This window comes from Streptomyces catenulae (assembly GCF_000718015.1).
In the GTDB taxonomy this organism is placed as follows: Bacteria; Actinomycetota; Actinomycetes; order Streptomycetales; family Streptomycetaceae; genus Streptomyces; species Streptomyces catenulae.
Genome location: NZ_JODY01000002.1, coordinates 62,735 through 86,509 on the forward strand (window position 1 = coordinate 62,735; position 23,775 = coordinate 86,509).

The 23,775-nt window shown below is 71.5% G+C and carries 1 protein-coding gene (running past one end of the window); it reads left to right on the forward strand.

Features of this window, described 5'->3' with window-relative positions:
- Positions 1–23,775 carry the 5' portion of a TcdA/TcdB catalytic glycosyltransferase domain-containing protein gene (locus tag IF23_RS30845; protein ID WP_037677137.1) on the forward strand. It continues 11,421 nt past the right edge of the window, so 23,775 of the gene's 35,196 nt are visible here — the first part of the coding sequence; it begins with the start codon at positions 1–3; its stop codon lies off the right edge, out of view.

Here is a 23,775-nt window from a genome sequence, read left to right on the forward strand (position 1 = left end):
ATGTACGAGCCCGATCCGACTGTCACCGACAGCATCTACGCACTCGGCAACGCGTGGATCGACTTCAGCGACCAGCTGTGGGAGGAAATGTCGTCCATGGACGCGTCCGTCCACGGGATGCAGTGGAGCGGCGACGCGAACAACACCGTCCAGGACGCCTGGAACACCCTGCACAACACGCGCATGCAGGTGGCCGTGGACGAGGCGCGGGACGTCGGCAACAAGATCAACGCGTTTGGCGACTACATCAAGCAGCTGCAGGCGGAGGAGCTGCACGAAGCGCAGATGGAGTCGATCAAGGCGCTGATCGAGTTCTTCCTGCCCGCCATCGCCGCCATCGGTCTGGCGGTGCTGCTGCCGCTCAGCTCGATCCTCACCGCGATGACCGCGGTGCTGGAGGCGATGGGCGCGGTCATCGAGGGCGCCGCCGCGGCGGCGGTCTTCGCCGCGGGTGTCGCCACCGACGTGGCCATCCAGGCCGGTGCGCAGATCGGTTTCGACATGGCCGCACAGGAGTTGGCCTCCGCCGTCACCGGCACCGAGCGGCCGGACTTCTCCAAGGCCGAGTGGTGGAAGAACGAGGCCCTCAACGCGGGCCTCGCGGGCGCGGGCAGCCTCATCGGCCCGGCCATCAAGGGCGCCGGGATGGCGAAGAAGGGGATGGGTGACCTCACCTTCGGCGGCGGCTCGCCGGTCAAGTCCCCCGACGTCAAGCCGCCCGAGATGACCACGCCCAACGGCGGCGGGGTCACCGGCGCCCCCGGCAACGGTTTCGCCGGGAGCGCCGCCCCGACGCTCAAGTCGCCCAACGGGATGACGCCGGTCGGCGGTGCGAAGGGCTTCGGCGGCGCCACGGAGAACGTGCCGTTCACACCGAACGGGCCGACGTCCGGCAGGGGCGGGCCCGGTGAGACCTTCACCGGCGGGCCGAAGGGGGCGCCCGCCAAGACCGACGGCGGCTTCACCGGCGGAAAGACCACGGTCGAGCCGGGGCAGACCAACCCGAACCTCACCCGTCCCAACACCTCGGCCAGCGGCTCCCCCGGGGCCAAGGACACCCCGAACCTCACGCAGTCGGAGACCTCGTCGACCGTCGGCCAGCAGCACGCCCCGACCACGTCCAAGACCACCACCGCGAACGAGACGGCCCACACCTCCACGTCGGGGCAGACCAGCGGCGCGCCGACGGCCCAGAAGCAGCCCGGTACCCCGGCGGCGAACGAGCACACGTCGAACCACCAGACCTCGGCGAAGGGCAACCCGACCGAGGAGCAGCACTCCACCACGTCCCCGAAGACGTCGGAGAAGGCCGACCACGCCCCCGATCAGTCCGCCGGGCAGAACGGGCAGAACGGCAAGAACGAGGCGGGCGTCGGCGAGGAGGGCAACCACCAGCAGCAGACCACCGTCCCGACCGCCGGGGACAAGAACGTCGTGGTGGGCAACAAGACCCCGGTGACCGAGGTCCACGAGGCGCCCACGACCAAGCCCGACCACGTCACCGGGCCCACCACCAAGGACCACTCCGCCACCACTCACGGCACGGAGAAGAATCCGACCGTCACCGAGAAGACCCCGACGGCGACCGAGAAGAACCCGACCGTCACGGACAAGAATCCGACGGTCACCGAGAAGAATCCGGTCGTCACCGAGAAGCCCACCGGTCAGAGGTCCACGGTCACGGAGAACACGTCGACGGCCCACCACACGGACCGGGCCACGGCGACGGAGAAGCCGACCGTCCAGGAGAAGAACGGGGCCCAGGCGAAGCCCTCGCCGCAGGAGAAGTCCACCGTCAAGACCGGCGACCACCCGCAGACGAAGGCCGAGTCCAAGAACGAGGCGACGTCGCAGGAGAAGACCGGGGAGACGAAGAACTCCGCGGAGAACACCGAGCACACCTCCGCCTCCTCCGACAAGGAGACCGGCAAGAACCACCAGGCGGGGGCCGAGGGCGAGCAGAAGGCCACCGCTCAGCACCAGAACACCCCGGCCACCGCGGAGACGCACACCTCCCAGGGCGAGGGCCACACCCCACCGGCCGCCCAGCACCACGTGGGCGAAGCCGCCCATGTCAAGGCGGCCGAGGAGCAGAGCGGGAAGGTGCCCGCCGGCAAGCAGGAGAAGACCTGGCAGGAGGAGAGCGGCCACACGAAGAAGTCCTTCACCGAGAAGCTGGACGCGGTCGCGAAGGCCGAGAAGCTGGCGTCGGAGAAGGAACTCGGCAGCGCCCTCAAGAACGCCGCCGACAAGTTCGCCAAGACCACGGAGACCTCCAGGGCGCTCCGCGGTCTGGACCGCGACAGCTGGCAGAAGGTCTTCGACACGGTCGTGGACGACATCCGCGGGACGCACCAGAAGATCTTCGGGGATCTCCACGGCAACCCGCGCGTCACCGGCGCCGAGGTCGCCCGGGCGGAGAAGGCGTGGCAGCAGGCGCTCGACAGGATCGAAGACACCTTCCGTGGCCGCGCCAAGCTCCACACCGAACTGCCCGCCGCGCAGAAGCAGCTGAAGTCCATGGTCGCCGAGGCCAAGGAGAAGTGGACCAACTCCCCGGCCCACCGGGACCTGGCCGACGAGGCCGCCGCCCGGTACGAGAAGGATCTCCAGAAGGCCCTGGATTCGTCGTACAACCAGCTGAAGGAGAAGCCGCACTGGAAGGTCGACGCCAAGGGGGACTTCGCCGACCAGGCTGCCAAGCTCCGGGACGGGCTGCCCGAGAAGCTGGTGCGCGAGGCCCGGGCCGAGGAGTTGCTCACCACCGCCCGGGCGAAGATCGATGACACGCTGACCACCTGGCAGAAGGAGCACCCCGGCTGGAGCGACGCGGAGCTGCACGCCGTCGGCGACCGCTACCACCAGGGCGTCCGGGACCACCTCTCCGGCCTCACGGAGAAGGAGGCCGAGCAGATCCGGGACAAGAAGTTCCTCTCCAAGGTGCGCCCCAAGGCGCACCGCCCGGAGCTGCTGGTGCGGGATCTGGACGACGCCCACGCGCGGGCGGTGCAGAAGTTCACCGACGGGGAGTCCGCCCTCACCGAGCAGCTCACCGCCGAGCTGCGGGCCACCGACCGCGTCCACCACTTCGTCAAGGACCTGCCGTCCACCCTCGACCGTGACCTCGCGTACGTCGGCGACGCGGACGCCCTGAAGAGCCAGCACGTCAGCAGCGTCGAGCACGGTCTCCGGCAGGACGCCGAGCGGCTGCTCGCGGACGTCAAGCGCGAGCCGGTGGGCTCCGACCCGACGGGCAGCACCGCGAAGTTCAACAGCGGGATGGACAAGCTTCCCGGCACCGTCGACGAGCGGTTCCGCTTCGAGACCGTCTCGCACAAGACGTGGGAGCTCCACCAGAGCACCGGTGTCCCCGCGGCGAAGGACCTGGGCTCCCAGGGCGACTGGGTGCGCTCCCGGCTCGACGACCTCACCCACGGCGCGGTCGCCGACGCCCGTAAGGGCCTGGGCACCGACTGGACGAAGACCCATGTCGACGACGCGCTGGCCCGGCTCAACTCGTCCCTCTCGGACATCGAGAAGTCCGTCCCGGACCTGATGCAGACCGCCGAGAAGCTGCCGCAGGTCTCCGCCGAGGGCAAGGCGGCGTGGGACCAGGTCCTGCACGAGTGGCAGAACCCGGGCGCCGTCGGCGGGAAGGGCCCCGGCCACCCCACCGCCGGGACCCCCGGCATCGGCCACTCCGGCGCCGGGAACCACACCGTCGATCCGGCCGTCGCCGCAGAGCTGAAGGAGGACTTCCTCCAGGACTGGATGGCCCGCTACGACAAGGCCCACACCGGCGGGCGGCTGGACGCCGGTCGCTGGGAGAACGGCGGTGCCCCCACCGGCGGCCACCCGCAGGGGCCGGGCCACTCCCCCGCGTTCGAGCAAGCGCTCCACGAGCAGCACACCCTGGCGAAGCAGCAGCTCACCGGCCACTACCAGGAGGTCCTCGACCTCGCGGCGACCCGCAACGACCAGCTGCTCAAGCTGGAGTCGCAGGTCGAGGCGGCGGCCAAGGACTGGTCGGCCGCCCAGGCGCGGTCGAGGGGCGCCGGCGCCCCGTACCAGGCGCCGAAGTTCACGTACACGCCGGACCTCGGCGAGATCAAGGCCGTGGTCAAGGACGTCACGGCCGAGATGCACAGCGCCTTCGGGGAGCTGAACCGGGCGCCGAAGCCGGGTGCGCCGGTCCGGTCGGCGGCGGAGCTGAAGCAGTCCTGGGAGAAGTACCACCAGGAGCTGATCGACGGGCTCCAGGAGCGGTTCGACGCCCGCGCCCACGCGGTCGAGGTGGAGCTGCGGGCGGACGACGCCCTCAACGCCTACCTCACCAAGAAGGAGTTCACCGACGACCCGCTGCACCCGGAGACCTCCGACACCCTCCGGTCGCACTACTTCGACGACGTCCGCACCGCCCACGAGACCGCGGGCGGCAAGGGGCTCACCAAGGAGCAGCTCGACGCCGTCGGCACCCCCGCCGACCGCTTCGCCTACGGGCGGGCGGCGCAGCACAAGATGGACGATCTGCTCCAGCAGTTCGACGACGCGGCCGAGCACTCCGCCGGGCTGCACGGTGAGGACCCGCTGCGCGGGCAGAAGCGCGACGCCTTCCAGGAGAAGGTCCGCGGCGATCTGCTCGGCGCCTACCGCGACACGGTGCAGCTGCGCGGCAAGGGGCTCGGGGAGCAAGAGGCGTTCGACCTCGTCCTGGACGGCGCCGCGAAGCGGGCGCAGGAGCATCTGAGGATCGACACGGAGCTGCTGCCCGGGGTCGAGAAGGAGTTGCGGAAGGCCGCCGAGTGGCACGGGCTCGACGTGGACGGCCCCGTGCTCGACAAGGCGAAGGAGAGCCTGGGGAAGGATCTCCACCAGGCGGTGGACGACGCGTTCACCACGTACCACAGCGGGCACCAGGATCTGCCGCACAGCCTCCCCGACGCGCTGTCGCACGCGCAGGGGAAGACCGCCGCGATGACCGGCGGGCGCGGGCTCGGCGACCGTGTGCTGTTCCACAAGGAGCTGCAGGCGCAGCTGGAGAAGGTGCGTACCGCCCTCGGCGACCGGAGCGGCCACACCGCAGGGACGCTCGGGCGGGTCGGCGACGCGCTCGGCGCGCAGTTGGAGAAGAGCGCGGAGACCCACCTCGGCGCGGTGCGCAACGGTGAGGACACCCTGCTCGGCGGCGAGCGGGATCCGCGTGTCCAGCAGTGGCGGCGGGACGCCGCCGATCTCCTCGGTGACATCGACACGCGGCTGGAGCGGGACGCCGGGCGGCAGAGCGCGGTGCGGGAGGGCGGCGAGCACTTCGAGAACACCTTCGGCGACCACGCCGTCGTCAAGGGCAGCGAGGAGTTCCCGCACGGCGGCGCGGACATCGCGGCGGCCTTCCGGGACGACTGGGTCGCGGTGCACGACCACTTCCGCAACCCGGGCGCAGCCGACCTCACCGCGTGGCTGCAGACCGAGAAGCACACCACCGACGCGTTCACCCAGGGGCTGGAGCACGCCCGCGGCGCCAAGGCGCAGGCGCAGGACGCGGGGAGCCCGGGCAGGAACGGCGACACCGGGCAGGACGGCAGCCAGGTCAAGGAGAGCGGCCACGGGCAGTCGGAGGACGCCGGGGGCAAGGGCGTCGAGCCCCAGCACGAGGGGACCGATCCGTCCGCCGCACCGAAGGACGACGTGGCGGGGACCGGCGGCACGGAGAAGCACGCCGAGGAGCACCCGCAGCCGCCCGTCCACGACCTGCGGTCCGCCACCGAGGACCTCTACGCCCACCACGACGCGCGGATGGACCTCGCCGAGCAGCGCAACGCCACCTTCACCCGGCTGAAGGAGAAGGTGGACGCGGCGTACAAGGAGTGGGCGGGCAAGCCCGGCGCCACCACGCCGGACGCGGTCCGCAACCACCTCGACGACGGCCACCTCGACGCCGTCCTCGACAGGCTCCGCTCCGATCTGTCCAAGGACTTCGAGAACCTCGTCGGCACCTGGGAGGGGCCGGGCGGCACCGGACACCCGGTGATCAAGGACGGTCCGGGGGCGCCGCGCGCCGCGTCGGCCGACCGGAACCCGACAACGCTCAAGGACGCCTGGCAGCACCGGCTCGACACCCGGTTCGACGAGCTCCACGCCCGCTTCGACGACCAGTTGCTGGAGATCCGGACGACGGCCACCGCGAAGGCCGAGGTCCAGACGTACCTCAAGGACCACCCGCTCTCCCGGCCGGGCAAGCATGTCAAGGTCGCCGAGCTGGTCGAGGAGCAGTACGTCGCCGACGCCGTCAAGGAGGCGCGGGAGGCGGCCAAGCTCTCCGGCAGCGCCTCGGGCACCGAGGTGGCGCCCGCCTCGGGCACGAGCCTCAAGGACACCCTTGAGGCCCGCTTCCGGCACGGTCAGAAGGTCGCCGCGCAGGTCGACACCGTCATGAAGCAGGCGGAGAAGTACGTCCCGCACAACAAGCCCGAACTGCTCACCGAGTACCGGGACAAGGCCGTCAAGGAGCTGTCCGGCGCGCACGAGAGCCCCAGCGGCTTCCGCGACTACGCGCAGGAGTCCGACGCGGTACAGCAGAAGCTGGACCACTCGCAGCACAAGCTCGTCCAGCATCTTGAGGTCGACCACGAGGTCGGTGTGGCGGGGAGCTCCCGGCTGACCCGGCTGCACAGCGGGTACCACGCCAGTCTCGACACCCTTGAGGACAAGGTGCTGTCCGAGGCCAAGGCGAGCCTCCACCGCGATCTGCACCACGCCGTGGACCGCACCACGGGCACCTCCCGTCCGCAGGAGTTCGACACCCTGCTCAAGGACGAGGCGCTGAACGGACGTCTCGACTTCCACCAGGAACTCCAGAGCAAGGTGGACGCCCTCAAGTCCAAGATCGACCAGCTCGGTACGGAGCTGAGCGCGGGCGGCAGGACGCGGCTGACCCAGGCCAAGCTTCAGCAGTTGGTGGACGCCGCCGAGGACCACCTCGGCTTCCTCCGGGGCACCGACCCCAACCACCGGCCCGGGTTCGGCCTCAAGTTCGCCGGTCACCAGAAGATCTCGTTCGGCCTCGAAGCCGACAAGGTCCTCCAGGGGCTGGAGCAGGACATCGCCACCGAGGTCCGGCTGGAGAAGACCGTCCACCAGGGCGGTGAGGCGTTCCGCGGGCGCTACGACCACAAGTCCCTCGGCGCGGTCGTCACCGACGAGAACGCGCCGCTGCGCGGCCACGGGACCGGTGGCCTCACCAAGCCCACGTCGTATGTGCTCGACAAGGATCTCGGCGGGTTCGCCGAGGACGCCGCGGCCTTCCGGAAGGACTGGACCACCGTCCACGAGTTCTACGAGGGCGGGAACAAGGTCGACGTCACCGACTGGCTCGCCAAGGAGAAGGCGACCGGCGACGCCTTCACCAAGGGCGTCAAGAGCGGGGAGGCCATCGGCACCTACGTCGAGGCCAAGAACGGGCTGGACAAGGCGGTCCGGGACGCGGAGCGGCGCGGCCTCGGGGTGACGGACGTCCAGAAGCTCATCGCGGCGAAGCAGGAGTTCGAGGGCGCGCTGTCGGTGCCGCACGGGCGGAGCCCGGCGGAGGCGGAGAAGCTGCTCCAGCAGGCGCAGGACCTCCTGGACAAGGCCCCCGCCGAACTCTCGCGGGGCGGGGGCGGCACGGTCCTCGGGTCCAAGACCGCCTCGGACCCGGAAACCCTCTACAGCGCCGCGAACAAGGACCTGGTGGCGGAGCGCGAGGCGGGACTCCTGGACCGGGAGAAGAAGGCCCTCAACACGGAGTCGAACCCGCAGTCGTCCCCCGCGCACGGCGCCGCGAAGTCCTCCGGTGCGGAGGGGGGCGACGACGTCTTCTCGGGCGAGGGCCACCGGCTGGACCAGGGCACGGGCACCACCACCCTCACCAAGGAGGAGATCCGCCAGGCGCGTCTGGACAAGTTCGACAAGGCGAAGGCCGACGGCGACCGGACCGCCGACGGCACCGCCGGGGAGAAGAAGCCGGGCTCGTCCGACGCCGAGACCGGCGGTACGAAGACCGAGCAGACGGAGACCCCGGCCGACTACACGGACGCGAACAAGCAGCTGGCGGACGCACACCTCAAGATCGACAACCCGCCGAAGAAGACCGGGACGTCCGGCACCTCGGGCACGTCCACCGGCTCGACCGGCCACCCCTCGGGCTCGTCCAGCAAGACCGTCACCGAGACGCCGCAGCAGAGCCCGAAGCAGAACCCGCAGCACACCCCTGCCCCGACGCAGGAGTACACGTCCGTCAACAGCGAGCTGAAGGAGGCGCAGGAGTTCGCCGCCGAGCAGCGCGCGCTGGGCAGGAAGCCCGGCGACAAGACCGGCGGCACTCCTGCCGAGACCGTCTCCGGGAAGGCCCCCGAGCAGGTCTCCCCGGAGAAGCAGCAGATCGTACGGGAGGACCCGCAGCAGACCGGCGGGAGCGGCACCGGCGTCACGGGCGGCGGCACGGCCACCCACGCCGCCCCGGGCTCCAGCACGACCACGGTCACCCTCGACGCCGTCGAGCCGACGCCGCTGCCTGCGCCGTCGGTCAAGCACCCCTCCGGTGACACCGGGCCGGGTGCCGGGAACGGGTCCCCGCACCCCGAGGAGTCCCCCACCGCCAAGGAGCCGCTGTCCGAGGAGGCGCCGACGCAGGTGTCCGCCGCGCACACCCAGCTCCAGACAGCCAAGGAGGCCGAGGCCACGGCCGCGAAGGAGCTGCGGCAGGCGCAGGCCGACCGGTTCGTGGTGCGGCAGGTGGCGTACTGGAAGGAGCGGATCGCGACGGAGGAGCTGGCGCTCCGCGCGACGCCGCCGGAGCACACCGACGCCGTCCGGCAGCACACCCTCGCCCTGGAGCGTTTCCGCGCCATGGCCGACGAGTCCGAGCAGCACGTCGCGGGGGTCGACGCCGCCACGGTCGAGCAGCGGTACACCGAAGCCGAGCTGCGGCACACCCTGGCCCGGCAGGAGCTGTCCGGGGCCCGCGCCCAGGTCCGGGCGGAACAGGCCCAGGAGGAGGCGACGGCCGCGCAGCAGCAGGCGACGGCCACGGACCGGGCCCAGCAGGACGCGGCGGCCACCGCGCAGCAGACGGAGCAGGACCTCTCCCTCGCCCGGGAGAAGGAGCAGGCGAAGTCCCTGGAGCTGAACGCGCAGCGGCAGCGGCTCGACGACGCCGAAATCCTCCACCGGCACGCCGCGGCCACCCGTGCCGCGCACCGCACCGGCGTCCCCCACCTCACCCAGCACATCGCCACCGACACCCACCTCTACCTGGGCACCGGCCCCGCGGTCGTACGGCAGGTCAACGCCGTGCTCCAGCAGTTGGGCCCCGGCACCCAGGCGGTGGTGCAGCCGTGGCAGAACGGGCAGGCGGGCTCCCCCACCGGCCACGCCGTGCACCTCGGCGGCCACACCAACTGGCGCACCCCCGACAACACGACCGCCGACGCCACCTCGGAACAGGTCACCGGCGACCTGACCGGGGACCACGCCCCGTTGGTCGTACAGTTCTTCACCCGCACGGGCCGCCCGCTGGCCCCGCACGTCATCACGTCCCTCCTCCCGGGCGCCCTGGCCCGGCACACCGGCGCGCCCCTCCCCACCAGCACCCCCGAGCAGGACCCCGCGGTGCTCCAGCGGGACGAGGCGGCGGTACGGAAGGCGGCCGCGGCGCGGAAGGTGGTCGCGGCCGGTTGGCGGGCGGCCCGGGAGGAGCACGACCACGCCCAGGACGCCGTCCGGCAGCTGCGGCAGCAGAGCGAGCGGGAGCAGCAGACCCTCGACGAGGCCGAGCGGCTGGCCCGGAAGGCCCGTCAGGAGGCCGACCAGGCGCGGCACACCCACGCCGTGGCGCTCAAGAAGGCGGCCGCCGCCCTGTCGGAGCAGGACGCCTCCGGGCCGCTGCTCATGGCGGACGGCACCGTCATCCACTTCGACGACATCGACCACGCGGCGGTCAACGTCCCCGGTACCGACATCAGCACCGGCCGGTTGTTCCACACCCCCGAGGAGCAGGCCGAGCGGCTGCTCGTGCGCAACGATCTCGATCTGCGCAGCCCGTACTACGCGCATCTCGACCCCGCGCGGGTGGCGGACGGCCGGTACACGGTGGTGTCGACCGACCTCGACCCCGTGCCGTGGCAGTCCGACGACGACCTCTATCTGATCCTGTTGCACGGCAAGAAGGGCTGGCTGACCCTGCCGGTCAACGGCCGCCCGGTGGAGATCGGCCCGCACGATCTCTTCAAGGTGCTCCGGAGGCGGAAGAGTTTCGCGAAGCTCAAGAAGGACGCCTGGCTGGTGCTGGCCGCCTGCGAGGCGGGCGCCGTGGACGAGAACGGCGTCTCGGTGGCGCAGCTGCTCGCCGACGCGACCGGCATGAAGGTCGCGGCCGGCACCACGGTGCTGGCTCCGGTGCCGGGCCGGAAGGGTTTCAGCTTCCTCGTCCACCCCGACGCCCAGGGCAACCGCGGCGCGTTCCAGGTGTTCCACCCGGCGAACGCCGCCGCCGGCAGCGCACCGCGGAAGCCCCGCAGGGCGCCCGTCCTGGTACCTCCGGCGGTGATCGACGCGCCGTTCCCGGCGACGCAGAGCGCACCGCACGCCTCGGGCACGGGCACGGGCACGCTGCAACAGCAGCTCGACACCAAGGCCACCACCGACAACTGGGGCACCCTCCAGGACCTCACCTTCATGGCGATGCCGCGGGAGCTGACGGTCGGCGGCACCCGCGGCACGCTCGTCCCCGTCCCGCAGGATCTGCACTTCGTGTGGCTCGGCGGCCGGATGAGCGACGGTGCGCGGGAGAACCTGCGGACCTGGCTGGAGCGGGCGGCGGGCACCGGCTGGACGGTGAACCTCTGGCTCGACGCCTCCGCGCAGACGGCCAACGGCCCGCTGCTCACCGGTGCGCTGTCCGGCCTCACCGTCCGCAGCGTGGACGACGCGACGCTCTACGACCGGCTGCCGGAAGCGGTCCGCGACAAGGTGCGCGCGCTCGCCGGGCTCGCCACCACCCGTGGCGCCTATCCCGCGGCCAGCGACATCATCCGCTACTCGCTGCTGTGGCTGTACGGCGGCGCGTACCTGGACGTCGACATCGCGCCGGGGTCCTTCACCCTGCCCTCGTCGCCCGTGCGGATGGCGGCGGACGGGCCCAACCTTCCGCTGATGGCGCCGATGCTGCGGGACCACGCCGTCTTCGAGCGGGTCCGCAGCCGCCTGCGGACCGCGGGGCTGCCGCTGGGCACCACCCTCGCCGAGCAGATGGAGAGCGTCGCCCGCTACCGGTACGCCCGCGGCGACTACAACAACAACCTGATCGTCACCCCGCCGGGCTCCGCCTATCTGCACCATGTGCTCGCCCAGCTGACCGACCCGGTGATCCCGGCCATGGCGCCGGATGAGGACTACGTCTCCTGGGTGCAGCAGCACGCCACCAAGTTGCTGCAGTTCCAGAACTTCATCGACGCCAGCGCCACGCTGACCGGACCGGAGTTCCTCGTCAACGCCGCCCGCGCGTACGCGAAGGACTTCCCGCTCCCGACGGACCCGGAGTACCGGCCGCTCGACGCGGAACTGCGGGACCAGTGGCTCCCGTTGCAGTGGATCACCGACGAGAGCGACGACAGCGCCGCCGCCACCGAACCGGCGGTGACGCCGTTCCCCCTGCTCTCCGTGGAGCAACAGGCCAAGCTGACGTTCCGGATCCGCTCGCGGCGCGGTCTGTTCGCCCCGGGGCGGCGGGCGGGCGGCCCGCCGCCGCTGGACCAGACGCAGTTGCTGCGCACCGTCGACGTGGTGAACGTCCACGACCGCCTCTACGCCGCCGCCGGTCGCACCGACCGTGACCTGTCGGTGCTGGTCACGCTCCGTCGGCTCGCCGAGGTGATCGAACGCCACCACGGCAGCCCGCTGGGCCGTTTCACCGTCGGCTCGCTGGACACGCTGGTCCACGCGGTCCACGGCCCCGTCAGGGTCACCGACGACCTCCGCCGTCAGCTGGTCGAGGCCGCGCGGCAGGCCAAGCGGCGCGGCCACCCGCTCACCCTGGACGCCCTCGCCGTAGCGGCCGGTGCCGTCGGGACGACGCTGGACCTGAACACCCTGCCCACCCAGTCCACGGCCCCGCTCCCCCCGCAGACGGACACCGGGAGCGACGACTCGGTGACGGACGAGGACCGTCCGGCCGCCACGCAGGACGCGGTGGTCACCCGGCAGGAGCAGCAGCTGCGGATCGCGGCGGCTCTCGTGCTGCGGAAGGGGCAGCTGACGTCGGTCCTCACGCAGGTCGCGCGGGAGCTCGACGAGGCGGGCCCGGGATCGGTCTCGCTGGTGGTGGCGCTCCCGGACCACGGCGCCTCCTTCCAGCTGTACGCGGCCAACTTCGACGGCACGGTGCGCTGGATCCGGCCCAACGGCCGGACGGTGTACCGGACCGAGGAGCTGACGTTCACCGGTGCGGGCCAGGTCTCCACCCTCGACCTGAACGCCGACGCCACGCTCCGCCGGGGCGGTGTGGGGACGTTCCCCGACGCGCTGGCCGACATCCGGGCCGGGTTCACCGCGCTCGCCGCCCCGGCGCGCCTCGGCGAGCCGGACGAGGAGGCGCTGGCGGGGCTGGCGGACCTCTACGACAAGGTCGTCCCGCCGATCGGCTTCGGCGCGGCGCACGACACCGAAACCGAGGAGGCGCAGTACCCCCTCGGCATGTTCGGCACCGTGCTCTCCTTCCGGGACGTCCGGTTCGACGGCGCCACGCTGCCGCGCCCCCCGCAGCCGAACGGCTCCGGCGGCGCGCCGTCCGCCACGCCGGACACCGTCTTCGAGGACCTGGTCGTGGCGCTGCTGCCGCAGCACGACGCCGCCCTCCTCGCGCATCTGGAGACCTCGGTGCGCGCCCAGATCCGGTCGCTGATCGCGCAGTTGGGGGCCCGGGACTTCGCCCGGCGGCTCGTCGACGGCGGGCTGGACGTCCTCGTCCCGGGCTCCCGCCGCTCCGAGCACACCGTCCATGTCCAGATCACCGACATCGTGCGGGACCGCGCCTCGCTGACCGAGTCGCCGTACCGCCTGTACGGCGAGAAGTCCATCGGTCTCCAGGAGGCCGCGTCGGACCGTTCGACGGGGACCGGCGAGTCCATCGGCAACAGCCGCAGCGCCAGCCTGGGCGTCAGCGTCCCGCAGTCGCTGAGCGGCGCCGCCATCACGCCGAAGGTCGGCGTCACCCTCTCGTCGTCGCAGTCCTACGGGCAGAGCCGCAGCGTCAACGCGTACAGCAACCCCTCGCTGGGTCTCAGCGGCGAGCTGTCGCACTTCTCCTTCGCCGATGCCCAGCTGTACGTCACCACGACCGGTCCGGGGGTGCAGCCGCAGCAGCAGAAGCAGAGCATGTCCGGCGCTCTCCACGCCGCCTTCCCGACGGAGTTGGTGGCGCTCGCCGGGGACGACTCCGGCACGCAGTGGCAGGCCCGGCTGGCCCCGGACGCCGGTCCGCACGCGGCCACCCGGCTCACCGCCGAGTTGCTGCGGTTCTTCTTCATCCCGCAGCAGGTCGGCGGGGTCGGCGCGATCCGTGACCGGCTGCTCCGCGACTACCAGACCGAGGCCCGCCCGGGCAGCGCGCTCCACGAGTTCCTGCACAACCGGATCAACGAGCTGAACTTCCTCAGCGATCTGACCCGCATCCTGGACGGCGGGATGCCGCTGCCGCAGACGCCGCTCAGCGGCGGCAAGAGCCTGACCACCCGGCTGCGCGGCCAGTTGCGCGGCCTCCGGCGGATCGGCGGGCCCTCCGCCGTCCCCGCCGTCCTCAACAGCCGCTGGCTGGAGCTGCAGGGCGCCTCCACCAGCTCCGGCAGCGGTTTCTCGCTCAGCGGCGGGGCGTCGTTCGGCCCGGAGGCCGCGCATCTGCCGTCGTGGCTGTCGCTGTCGGCGCCGGTGAAGCTGGACCTCGGCACCTCGACGTCGTTCAGCACCTCCGGCGACGTCGGCGGTGGCCGCTGGCATTCGGTCCGCTACAACGGCAACACCGTGCCGTACCTGCTGGACCTGGAGATCGAGGCCGGTTCGCGGCCTCTGGGCGACCCCATCGGCCGGGAGCACACCACCCGTGTGTCGGTCGTCATCCGGGTGCCCGAAGAGTTGGCCGATGCCTTCCAGGAGGCGCTGGCCCGGATCGTCGCCGAGGAGACGCCGAGCGACGACGCGGACGCCACCGTCACCACCGGCGCTCCGCTCACCTTCACCCCGGTGCCCGGTGCGCCGCTGCCGGTCGTCCCGACCGAGCTGAGCACGCCGCAGGGCAGTTCGGGGCTGCACGGTCCGGTCGGTCTGTCGGGGCTCACCCGCCCCTCCGGCACCGGCCGCCCGGCCCCCACCGACGTCCGGGCGCAGCTGATCCGACAGTTCCTGGAGAGCGAGCGGGCCACCGGGATGCCGGAGTGGACCCCGGCGGAGCTGCGCTCCTTCGACACCTTCCTCGACACCCACTTCCACACCCAGTCGCTCAACGCCCGCTTCACCGAGCTGTACGGCGAGGACGGTCTCCACCGGACGCTGGTGCGCCCGCTGGCCGACGGGGACACGGAGGTGATCACCTTCCATGTCCGCGCCGAGCGGATGACCGACGAGGAGGGGAACGTCGTCCCGCTCTCCGCGGTCCACCTGGCGGACGCCGGTTTCGACCTGTGGCCCAGCGCGATGCGGGACTTCGCCAACACCGAGTCGCACGGTTCCAAGGCGGAGCTGTCGCTGGGGCTTTCGAGCGGCTGGGGCGATCATGTCTCCCATGCGAGCAGCATCAAGCTGTTCTCCCGCAGCAAGACCGACAAGAACGGTCTGACCTCGTACGCGTACATCCTCTCCGGCCTCAACTACGCGGGTCCCGCGCACCAGTTGACGTTCAGGACGGTGGTGTTCACGTCGGTGACCGTCGAGCGGGTCGCGGCGCCGCAGCCGCTCGGGGCGCTCAACAAGGCGCTCCAGAAGCTGAACGCGGCGGCCCACCACGGGCAGGCGGTGACCAAGCACACCACGCCCGTCCGGCAGCTCACCGGTGAGGCGCGGTGGCTGGTCCCGGTGCCCGCGGAGAACTCCACGCTGCCCACGCCGGTCTCCGGTGTGCCCGCCACCTCCGGCGACGCCTTCACGCTGACCCAGAACGACCGGGTGCTCGGCATCGCGGGCGTGGCCGAGGTCCGGGCGAAGGCGCTGGAACTCCTGGTGGCGCAGGGCGTCCCGGAGCACCAGGCGCAGCTGCACCTGGAAACGGCGCTCACCCACGACCAGTTGGTGGCCGCGCTGCACATCGGCTCCGATGCGGGCGCCCTGCACGTCGCGCTGGACGGCGTCCTCACCGACCGCAGGATCCGGCTGGACTACGAGGCGCAGATCTCCCATGTGGTGGCCTCGGCGGAGTCCTTCGAGCTGAGCACGATGGACCTGGCCGAGTACTCGGCGGGCTTCTCCGGCGTCAAGAGCGTCACCACCAACCACGGCAACCACAGCCATTCCGCCACCTTCTCCGGCGGTTCCGGCGAGCTGACCGGCGGCGCCGGTTACGGTGTGGCGCACTCCCCCAGCAAGGGGACGAGCCTCTCGGAGATCACCAACGTCAACTCGGGCCGCTACGTCACGCACGACAAGGTCACGCACCGCAGGCTCATCGCCCGGGTGGAATGGAAGCTGACCCTCCGGGCGCACGGGACCAGCCAGTGGGGTAACTGGTCGCCGGAGGTCCAGCAGGTCGTGGTGCCGGTCGAGAACGGCGTCACGTTCCTCAGCCCGCAGTGGCCGACGCCCGATCCGCACCTCGTGCTCCAGGTGCCCGAGGTCCTCGACGTGACCACGCTCCCGCCGACGGTGGCCAGTGAGCGCTTCCTGCCGCCGCTGGAGCAGCCGTCCGTGCCCGTGCCCGGGCACACCCCGCAGAGCCCGGCGGCCCTCTTCGAGCAGCTCAAGGAGGCGATCCGGGAACTGTTCGGTGAGCACGCCGACGAGGCGTTCGAGCACCGCTGGATCCAGGACCACCTCCAGGGTTCGCAGACCGCGCCGCCGCCGGCGCTGTCCGGCTCGCTGGACTCCGTCCTCGCGCCGCGCAGTCTGCACGCGATGACGCCCGCGATGCTCGGTGCGGGCATGGTCCTGCACACCGTGGTGCCCGGTCCGATGCACAGCAGGCACTACCAGCTGCGGCTCCGGTACAACCGCGACCCGAAGCGGCGGGGCGCGCGCTTCAACCAGCAGCTGGTGAACGGCACGATCAGCAACTACGTCCAGTGGAACAGCGCCGAGGACCTCGCCCTCACCCGTGGCCGGTCCACCGGCCACACCTTCACCGGCTCCCTGTCCGCCCTCTCGACGTCCGTCAGCAGCACGTCGTCGTCCTCGCAGACGCAGAACGCCCGGACGCTGAAGCGCCGTCACGACGGTCACACCGTCGCGGGCCCGCTGGCCGGGTTCCTGCTCGACGGTGAGCTGGAGATCATGCTGGAGAAGACGGTCGTCCCGTCGCGCGGCGCCGCCACCGCCACCGCCGATCTGGCGCGGATGGCGGCCCGGGTCTACCAGGCTCTCAGCCACCGCACCCACCGGGTGACGGTCCCGGTGCGGGAGCAGCTCGCGGTCCCGCTCTCCGTGCTCCACCAGCTGTGGAAGCCGGAGCTGCCGGGGTCGGTGCCGCGCCCGCCGGTCACCCGGCCCGTCGAGCAGGCCGACATGCTGGCGTTCGGGGAGGCGCTGGTCCGCCACCAGATCCCGGCGTCCGCGGTGCTCGGCAAGGCGGTCGGTGTGACGTTCAACCCCGTCGCGGTGCGGAAGCTGTTCGACACCGGTCTCAAGCTCTGGCTGGGGCGGTCCGGCGGTCTGCCCAAGGACCTCATCCGGAGCGGCGGGTTCCCCGCGGGCGGTATGTCGCACTACTTCCACACGGGCGTCCTCTTCCGCCACCTGGAGCTGAACGGACTCAACGGCTCCCCGACGGTCATCGGCCCGGACCTGCGGGCGGCGGGCGGCCCCCTCACCGACACCGTCGGGACGCTCCACCTCGCCATCGTCCCCGCGCAGATCGGTGATGCGCAGGGCTGGCTGAACGTGACGACGGAGCGGAGCGACTACGGCTCCCAGAACAACGGGCTGTCCTCCGGCCACGGCCAGGGCAGCGGCTTCTCGGTCGGCCTCAGCCGGAAGCTCGGCTCCACGACCCCGAACCTCGGGATCGCGTACGACAAGACGCACACCCGGTCCGTCACCAGCTCCGGCTGGGCGATGCACCACGTCGAGGGCGCCGCGCGCAACACCTATGTGCAGCACCACGAGTACACGGACGCCTATGTCGTGATGTGGCTCGACACCGTCAACAACCGCGACCAGCTGTCGTACGGCGGCAGTCGGCTCCAGCACGTCTTCAAGGTCCCGGACCTGCTGTCCCTGTGGTTCACCCCGGAGGCGACGCTGCTGGGCACCGGCGGGGTGCCGGGCTCCGCGATCCGTACGTCATCCGGCTACTACGTGCCGGGCTGGAAGGTCGAGGGCGAGTCCGACGCGGCGCTGCTCGATCTGCTCCGGGCCCAGCAGGTGGAGCCGGTGGAGGGCGTCCTCCTGTGGCAGGCCACCGGCCAGGCGGACGGGACGGTCCTCGCGTACGGCGAGGTGCTCGACCGTGCGGAGTTCGAGGAGCGGTTCATCCGCCCCGAGCTGGAGCGTGAGAAGGCGACCGCCGACCACGTCCTGACGTGGGGCGAGCCGGACGCGGACGGCAAGCTCCTGATCACCGCCCACGCCCCGGCGCAGGTCTCGCACGGCGTGGCGTCGGGCAGCGGGAACACCGGCGGTCAGCAGGGCTCGCAGGACGAGCAGCACGAACCGGACGAGGAGCGGCAGGAGCAGCAGGACCGGCCGCGGACCCCGCAGCCGGAGGAGCAGCAGGAGCAGGCTCAGGAGGAGCAGGACCAGGACCAGCCGCAGGAGGAGCAGGAGCAGCCGCTCGGTTCGTCCGACGGGCCGCGGGAGAAGAGCGAGAAGGCCAAGGGGAAGGAACGGGCGAAGGCGCCGCAGCCGGAGCCGCACCCCGAGGAGGAGCAGTTCACGCATCCGCTCGTCACCGAGCAGCCGCTGTCGAACCGGGCGGCGAGCAGCTCCGGGACGGTGACGAACGCCGAGGCGTCCACCTCCGGGAGCAAGCAGCAGCCCACCACGCCCGCGCCGCAGTCCGCCGCCCCCGTACCGCAGCTCCCGGCGCCGCCGTCGCGGCTCGGCATGGGGCAGCTCAGCGCCGGGGACCACGTCCAGAAGCTGGGCGACTCCCCGGACGCCCTGGTCAAGGCGGTGCGCGAGGCGCTGGTCGCGGCGTTCGGCGAGGAGACCGCCACACTGGTGCAGCAGCAGCTGGTCGACCATCTGGGGACGCCGCAGCTCAAGCCCTGGCTGTCCGGGATGAGCCGGGGGGCCAAGCGGTCGGTGCCGATCGAGGTGCCCGGCTGGGCCGGTGAGGTCGAGGTCGGGGTGACGTTCAAGAACGCCACCACCGTCAGGACGCTGCCCAAGGTGGAGTTCGAGAACGGCGCGGAGTCCGGCGCCGGAGCCGGTTACCTCAACGAGTCGGGCTGGAACGCCGGGGCGGGCGCCGGGGTGCGGGTCACCGTCCCCTTCACCCGGTTCGACTTCTCCGGCAACGCCCGGTACCAGTCCGCGACCGGCACCACCACCGAGCAGCTGGACCGGATGTTCGCCCGGGCCAAGACCCCGACGACGGCGCTGGAGATCAGCGTCGACGCGGAGTTCACCCTCGACTTCTCGAAGGTGCGCTCCACCGGCGTCCTGCCCTCCCGGCTCCGCAAGGACAAGCCGCTCCCCCTCCCGCAGCCGGAGTCCGGCAGCGCGGAGGCGCCCACCCGGCAGCTCACCGCCTCGCTCGGGGCCGTCCTGCGGGTGCCCGCCTGGGAGTCGGCCGACCACAGCACGGCGTGGAACGGGACCGGCCACACGATCACCCAGTGGGGTCCGGACGAGAAGAGCAAGAAGACCGACCGGCACCGGCTGCCGCCCGTGCGCATCCGCGAGCTGCGCGCCATCGGCTCCACCGACGTCGTCGTCGACGTGTACGCCTCGGACCTCCACGGTGAGCGGCTGCACGGGATGGAGGACGTGCTGGCGCAGCAGCTCGCCGGTGGCCCGTCCGTCGACGACCTCGGCGCCGAGGTGTTCGGCGACGACTGGCCGCAGGTGCGGGCCCAGTTGCTCGACCGGGTCGACTTCGGTGTGCTGCACGGCCAGCTCACCGCGATGATGAACGGTGAGCCGCTGGAGATCGACCTGCTGGACGGTCTGGGCTCGGTGCTGTTCTCCACCGAACTCGCGGCGATGCGCCATGTCCACGACACGGTGGAGACCGAGTTCAACGTCGGTACCGATGTGAACCGCACGGTGACCACGGTCTCCTCGACCGGCACCGGGAAGTCCGGTGCGGTACGCGGCCAGGTCGCGCCGATGGGCGACGCGCCCCTCAAGGCCGTCGGGCAGATCCAGGGCCAGACCGGTGACGACGGCGTCACCATCGAGTCGTCGTCCAGCCGCGCCGGTGCCGCCACCAAGGCCAAGGTGCCCGGTTCGCTCTTCGACGGTGTGGCCTTCCTCCGCGTCGAGTTCCTCCGCGGCAGCGGGGCGAAGTCCGGGCAGCGCCAGGCCACCCGGCAGCCGACGGCCGCCTTCACCACCGTCGGCTTCCGCACCCTCTCCGAGACCTCGGAGACCGAGGAAACCGACCACCCCACGGTCTTCCGGACCACCTGGGCCGAACAGCTCCTCACCGAGCGCGAGAGCGACGAGGAGCGGCCGGAGCCGACGCAGCAGCCGCGGGTCCTCAAGGAGTCGGTCTTCGGCCCGGGCACAGTCATCCACCGGCCGCCCTTCTCGGTGTGGCACGGCACGTCAGGGAAGGGCGGGCTGCCCGACTCGGCCGTCGTCCACGGGGTGTTCGCCGGTGGCGACATCCAGCTGATCCCGCAGAGCAGCCGCGGCGACCACGCCACCAAGAAGCCGGTGATGATCCGCGACCGGATCGACGCCATCGGACGGGAGCACTTCACCGAGGACGAGTGGCAGGAGCTGAAGGACGAGGCGCACAGCAGCTTCCGGATGGAGCGCTTCGGCGCCGGGCTGAGCTGGCTCACCCGCGGCGGCAAGCTGACCAGCTCGCCGCTGGGCAACGCCGTCGGCAAGAAGCACCTGACCATCTCGGCCCAGGGGCGGCTCCAGGCGCTGCGCTATCTGCGGTCGGTGGACGGCGCGGAGCTGAACATCCTCAGCGAGATGTCCCACGGCACCTCCCGGCGCGTCATCTCCTGGACGGAGCTGGGCGGAGAGGGCGCCCTCGGCGGGCACATCACGCTGCCCGAGAAGAGCTTCCTCGAAGGCATGGGAGGCAAGGGCAAGGCGGTACGGAAGCGCAGCGGCGACCGGTCCGGCGACCAGTCCCGGAACATCGACAGCATCAAGTACGCCGAACCGATGGCGGTGTTCGCCGGTGAGGCCACCGTGTGGTTCGACGTCACGGACGAGAAGGGCGTCCCCAAGCCGCCCCCGCTGAAGAAGCCGCAGGACGTCACCGTGCAGCCGACGGAGGGCACCACCGGCACGCAGGAGAAGACCACGGTGGGCACGCTGGGCGCCGCCACCCTGCCCTTCCTCGTCGCCATCCCGCAGTCGCTCTGCACCCAGGTCGACGGCGAGTACGTCTTCCTCCGCGAGAAGGAACTGGCGGCGGAGAAGAAGCTCCAGAAGGCGGCCACGGCCCCGCAGGAGGGGACGAGTGCGTCCGCCGTCGCCTCCTCCTCGTCGTCCACGCCGCAGGCCACGGGCGGTACGGAGACCGAGAAGGAGACCGGCAAGGACAAGGGCAAGGAGAAGGCGAAGGCGAAGGTCCCGCATCCGCCGGAGCGGGTCACCCGGCACCGGCTGGCCTCCACCGACCACGTGCTGAGCCTCGGTCTGAGCCGGGAGCACGACAGCTGGCCGCTGTCGGCGCTACGGAAGGCGCTGCAGGGCCGGTTCGGGGAGGACCACTGGCCGACGGTCCAGGAGCAGCTGACGCCGCACTTCAACCTCCAGTCGCTGCGCCCCCGCATCCCGCAGCTCAGCCGGAACCCGGAGACGATGCCTCCGGTCCTCGTGGCGGCCGGTGGCATCGTCGCCGAGGTATCGCTGACCGGCATCACCTTCCACGACCTGCGGCACCGGCGGCACGTCAAGAAGTTCGAGGTGGAGACCGGCACGGCCGGGTCGCGCAGCACCGGCCACATGGTGGACCGGCGGGACCGCTCCCAGATCACGTACCAGACGGACGCCAAGGCGCCGATCGTCACGGTGCAGTACGCCACCAACGAGATCGAGGACATCAGCACCGGCCGCGCCATGGACGCGGGCAACTCCCTGCCCCACACCGGCAAGACCGTCACGGAGTACGACCTCTTCGACGGCTCGGTCACGTTCACCTTCGGCATCAAGGTGTCGACGTCCTGGCGCGCCAAGCTCGCCGGACCCGCCAAGCTCCTCCCCCCGGCGGAGGTGACGGAGCAGGAGGAAACCCAGGGGTCGAACGCGTCCACCGCCTCGACGGGCGCCTCCGAGGAGAACACCACCGAGGAGCAGACGCCGCTGGTCGTCACGGCGGATGTCGCCGCGCTCCTCGCCTTCCCGAACCGCGACCTCACCGACGCCGACGGCGCGCTGCTCACCCCGCACCAGCCCTCGGCGACCGGTGTGCCGCAGCGCATCAAGGACGCGGGCCGTCTGGGCGACAGCGACATCGTCGCGTCCGTCCTGGCCCCGGCGACGGAGTCCATGGAGGATCTGCTCGGCACCCTCGACCACGAGGGCAGGCTGGTCTTCAAGCGCGGCTGGAGCCAGGCCAAGACCGAACTGGCCAAGGTGCTCACCACGGACCTGATCCGTCGGCAGCTGCGCGCCATGATGGCGGACCAGCCGCTGATCATCGACGTGCCGGGCGGCTACTTCCGGCTCTCCGCCGGGATGAGCAGCACGGTGGAGGAAGAAGTCCGGATCACGTCGGACGGGAAGACGGAGACCGTCACCACGGCGGGCATCCGCACCGGCGAGACCGAGTTCACCGTCGGCGGCACCGACCGCAATCTCAACATCGGCTACTCGGACGGCACCTCCGCGCTCGCGGGCGGCTCGGCCAAGGGCCGGAGTCTGGCCGCCAACGTCAGCGTCCCGCTCCCGTTCGCACCGGGTGTCAACGCGGTGGGCGGTGTCCGCGTCTTCCGGGGCCGTGGCCACGACAGCATCTCCACGGCGGGCAGCACCGGAAAGTCCTCGTCGACCACGAAGACGAAGGCGCCGTCGGCACAGCACCAGGGCCGGATCGTGCTCTTCGTCGAGATGGTCTCGACGCAGAACGGGCTGTTCCAGAAGGCGTGGCGGGCCGTGGACCGGATGCGGGCCCGCGGCATCGAGAAGAAGCTCGGCAGCCAGAAGAACCGTGCCGCGGTCAGCTCCGCCGGACCGCGCCCGCAGATCACCGGGCTCGCCCAGGTGCTCCAGCGGCTCGGTGTGCTCGACCCGCAGCGGAAGATCCTCGGCGCCGAGGCGTACGAGAACCTGTTCCGCCACCGCGGCGACCTGCTGCTGCGCGGCGGGGGCCGTGCCATCGGCGGCATCCTGCTCGACATCGACTACGTGGTGGAGGACGTACCGACAGCGGGCACCCCGTCCATCACCTGGCCGAAGCAGCCCACCGACGACTGGGTCGTCCGCGCTCTGGACTCCGTGCACGGCGTGCACCAGATCCTGTCCCGGGGCGGCGCGTCCTTCTTCGGCGCCGCCAAGTGGCAGGCGGAGCAGGGCGCCGGTGAGCAGTCCTGGGAGGAGGTGGCGCAGCACGCGTTCGGCGTCGAGGCGCTGGGCTCCTGGCTGATCGACATGGCGCGGGTGAAGGTGCCCGAGGAAGGACCGCTGCGGCCGGGCTCCACCCTTGAGGTGAAGCTCTGGAAGGAGAAGGGCGAGCAGCTGTGGATCGCGGCGACCGTGGAGTTGCAGACCGATCGGCCGACGCTGCTCCGGGTGGACAAGAAGGCCGAGTCCGCGCAGGTGGCGGAGGCCGGTAACCAGTTCGGTACGGCCCAGCACAACACCAAGCAGTGGCAGGCCCGGGCGCAGATCGGCGCCTCCGGCGGGGCGCCCGGGGTGGACGCCGCCCGGGGCACGGTCAACGCGAGCGGCGGTATCCAGTACCGCGAGGGCGGCACCCAGCGCAACACCAGCCGCGCCTTCGAGGGCACCAAGACCCCCAGCCCGCAGGAGATCCACGCCGGCTCGGTCCTGCTCACCTTCCACTACTACCGCGGTGACCAGCTCCTCGGCACGACGCACGGCACGATGCCGGTGACGCTGGGCATCCCCGTCCAGGAACCGGCGAAGCCGAAGACGGCCGAGGAGCCGAAGAACACCACTGCCGAACCGACGGTCACGGAACAGCCGAAGGTCACGGAGCAGCCGAAGACGGCCGAGGAGCCGACGGTCACGGAGGACCCGAAGGCGACGGCTTCGGCGACGGAGCCCCCGACGCCGACTCAGCAGCCCGTGCCGAAGCCTCGGCAGAAGCGCCCGCTCCTCGGGCTGAAGTCCGCCACCCCGCCGGACGCCACCGAGCTGACGGAGACCCTGACCGCCTCCGAGGAAGCGCCCTCGGCGCCCCAGCAGGAACAGCAGCAGGAAGAGCCGGAGGAGCAGGAGAAGGAG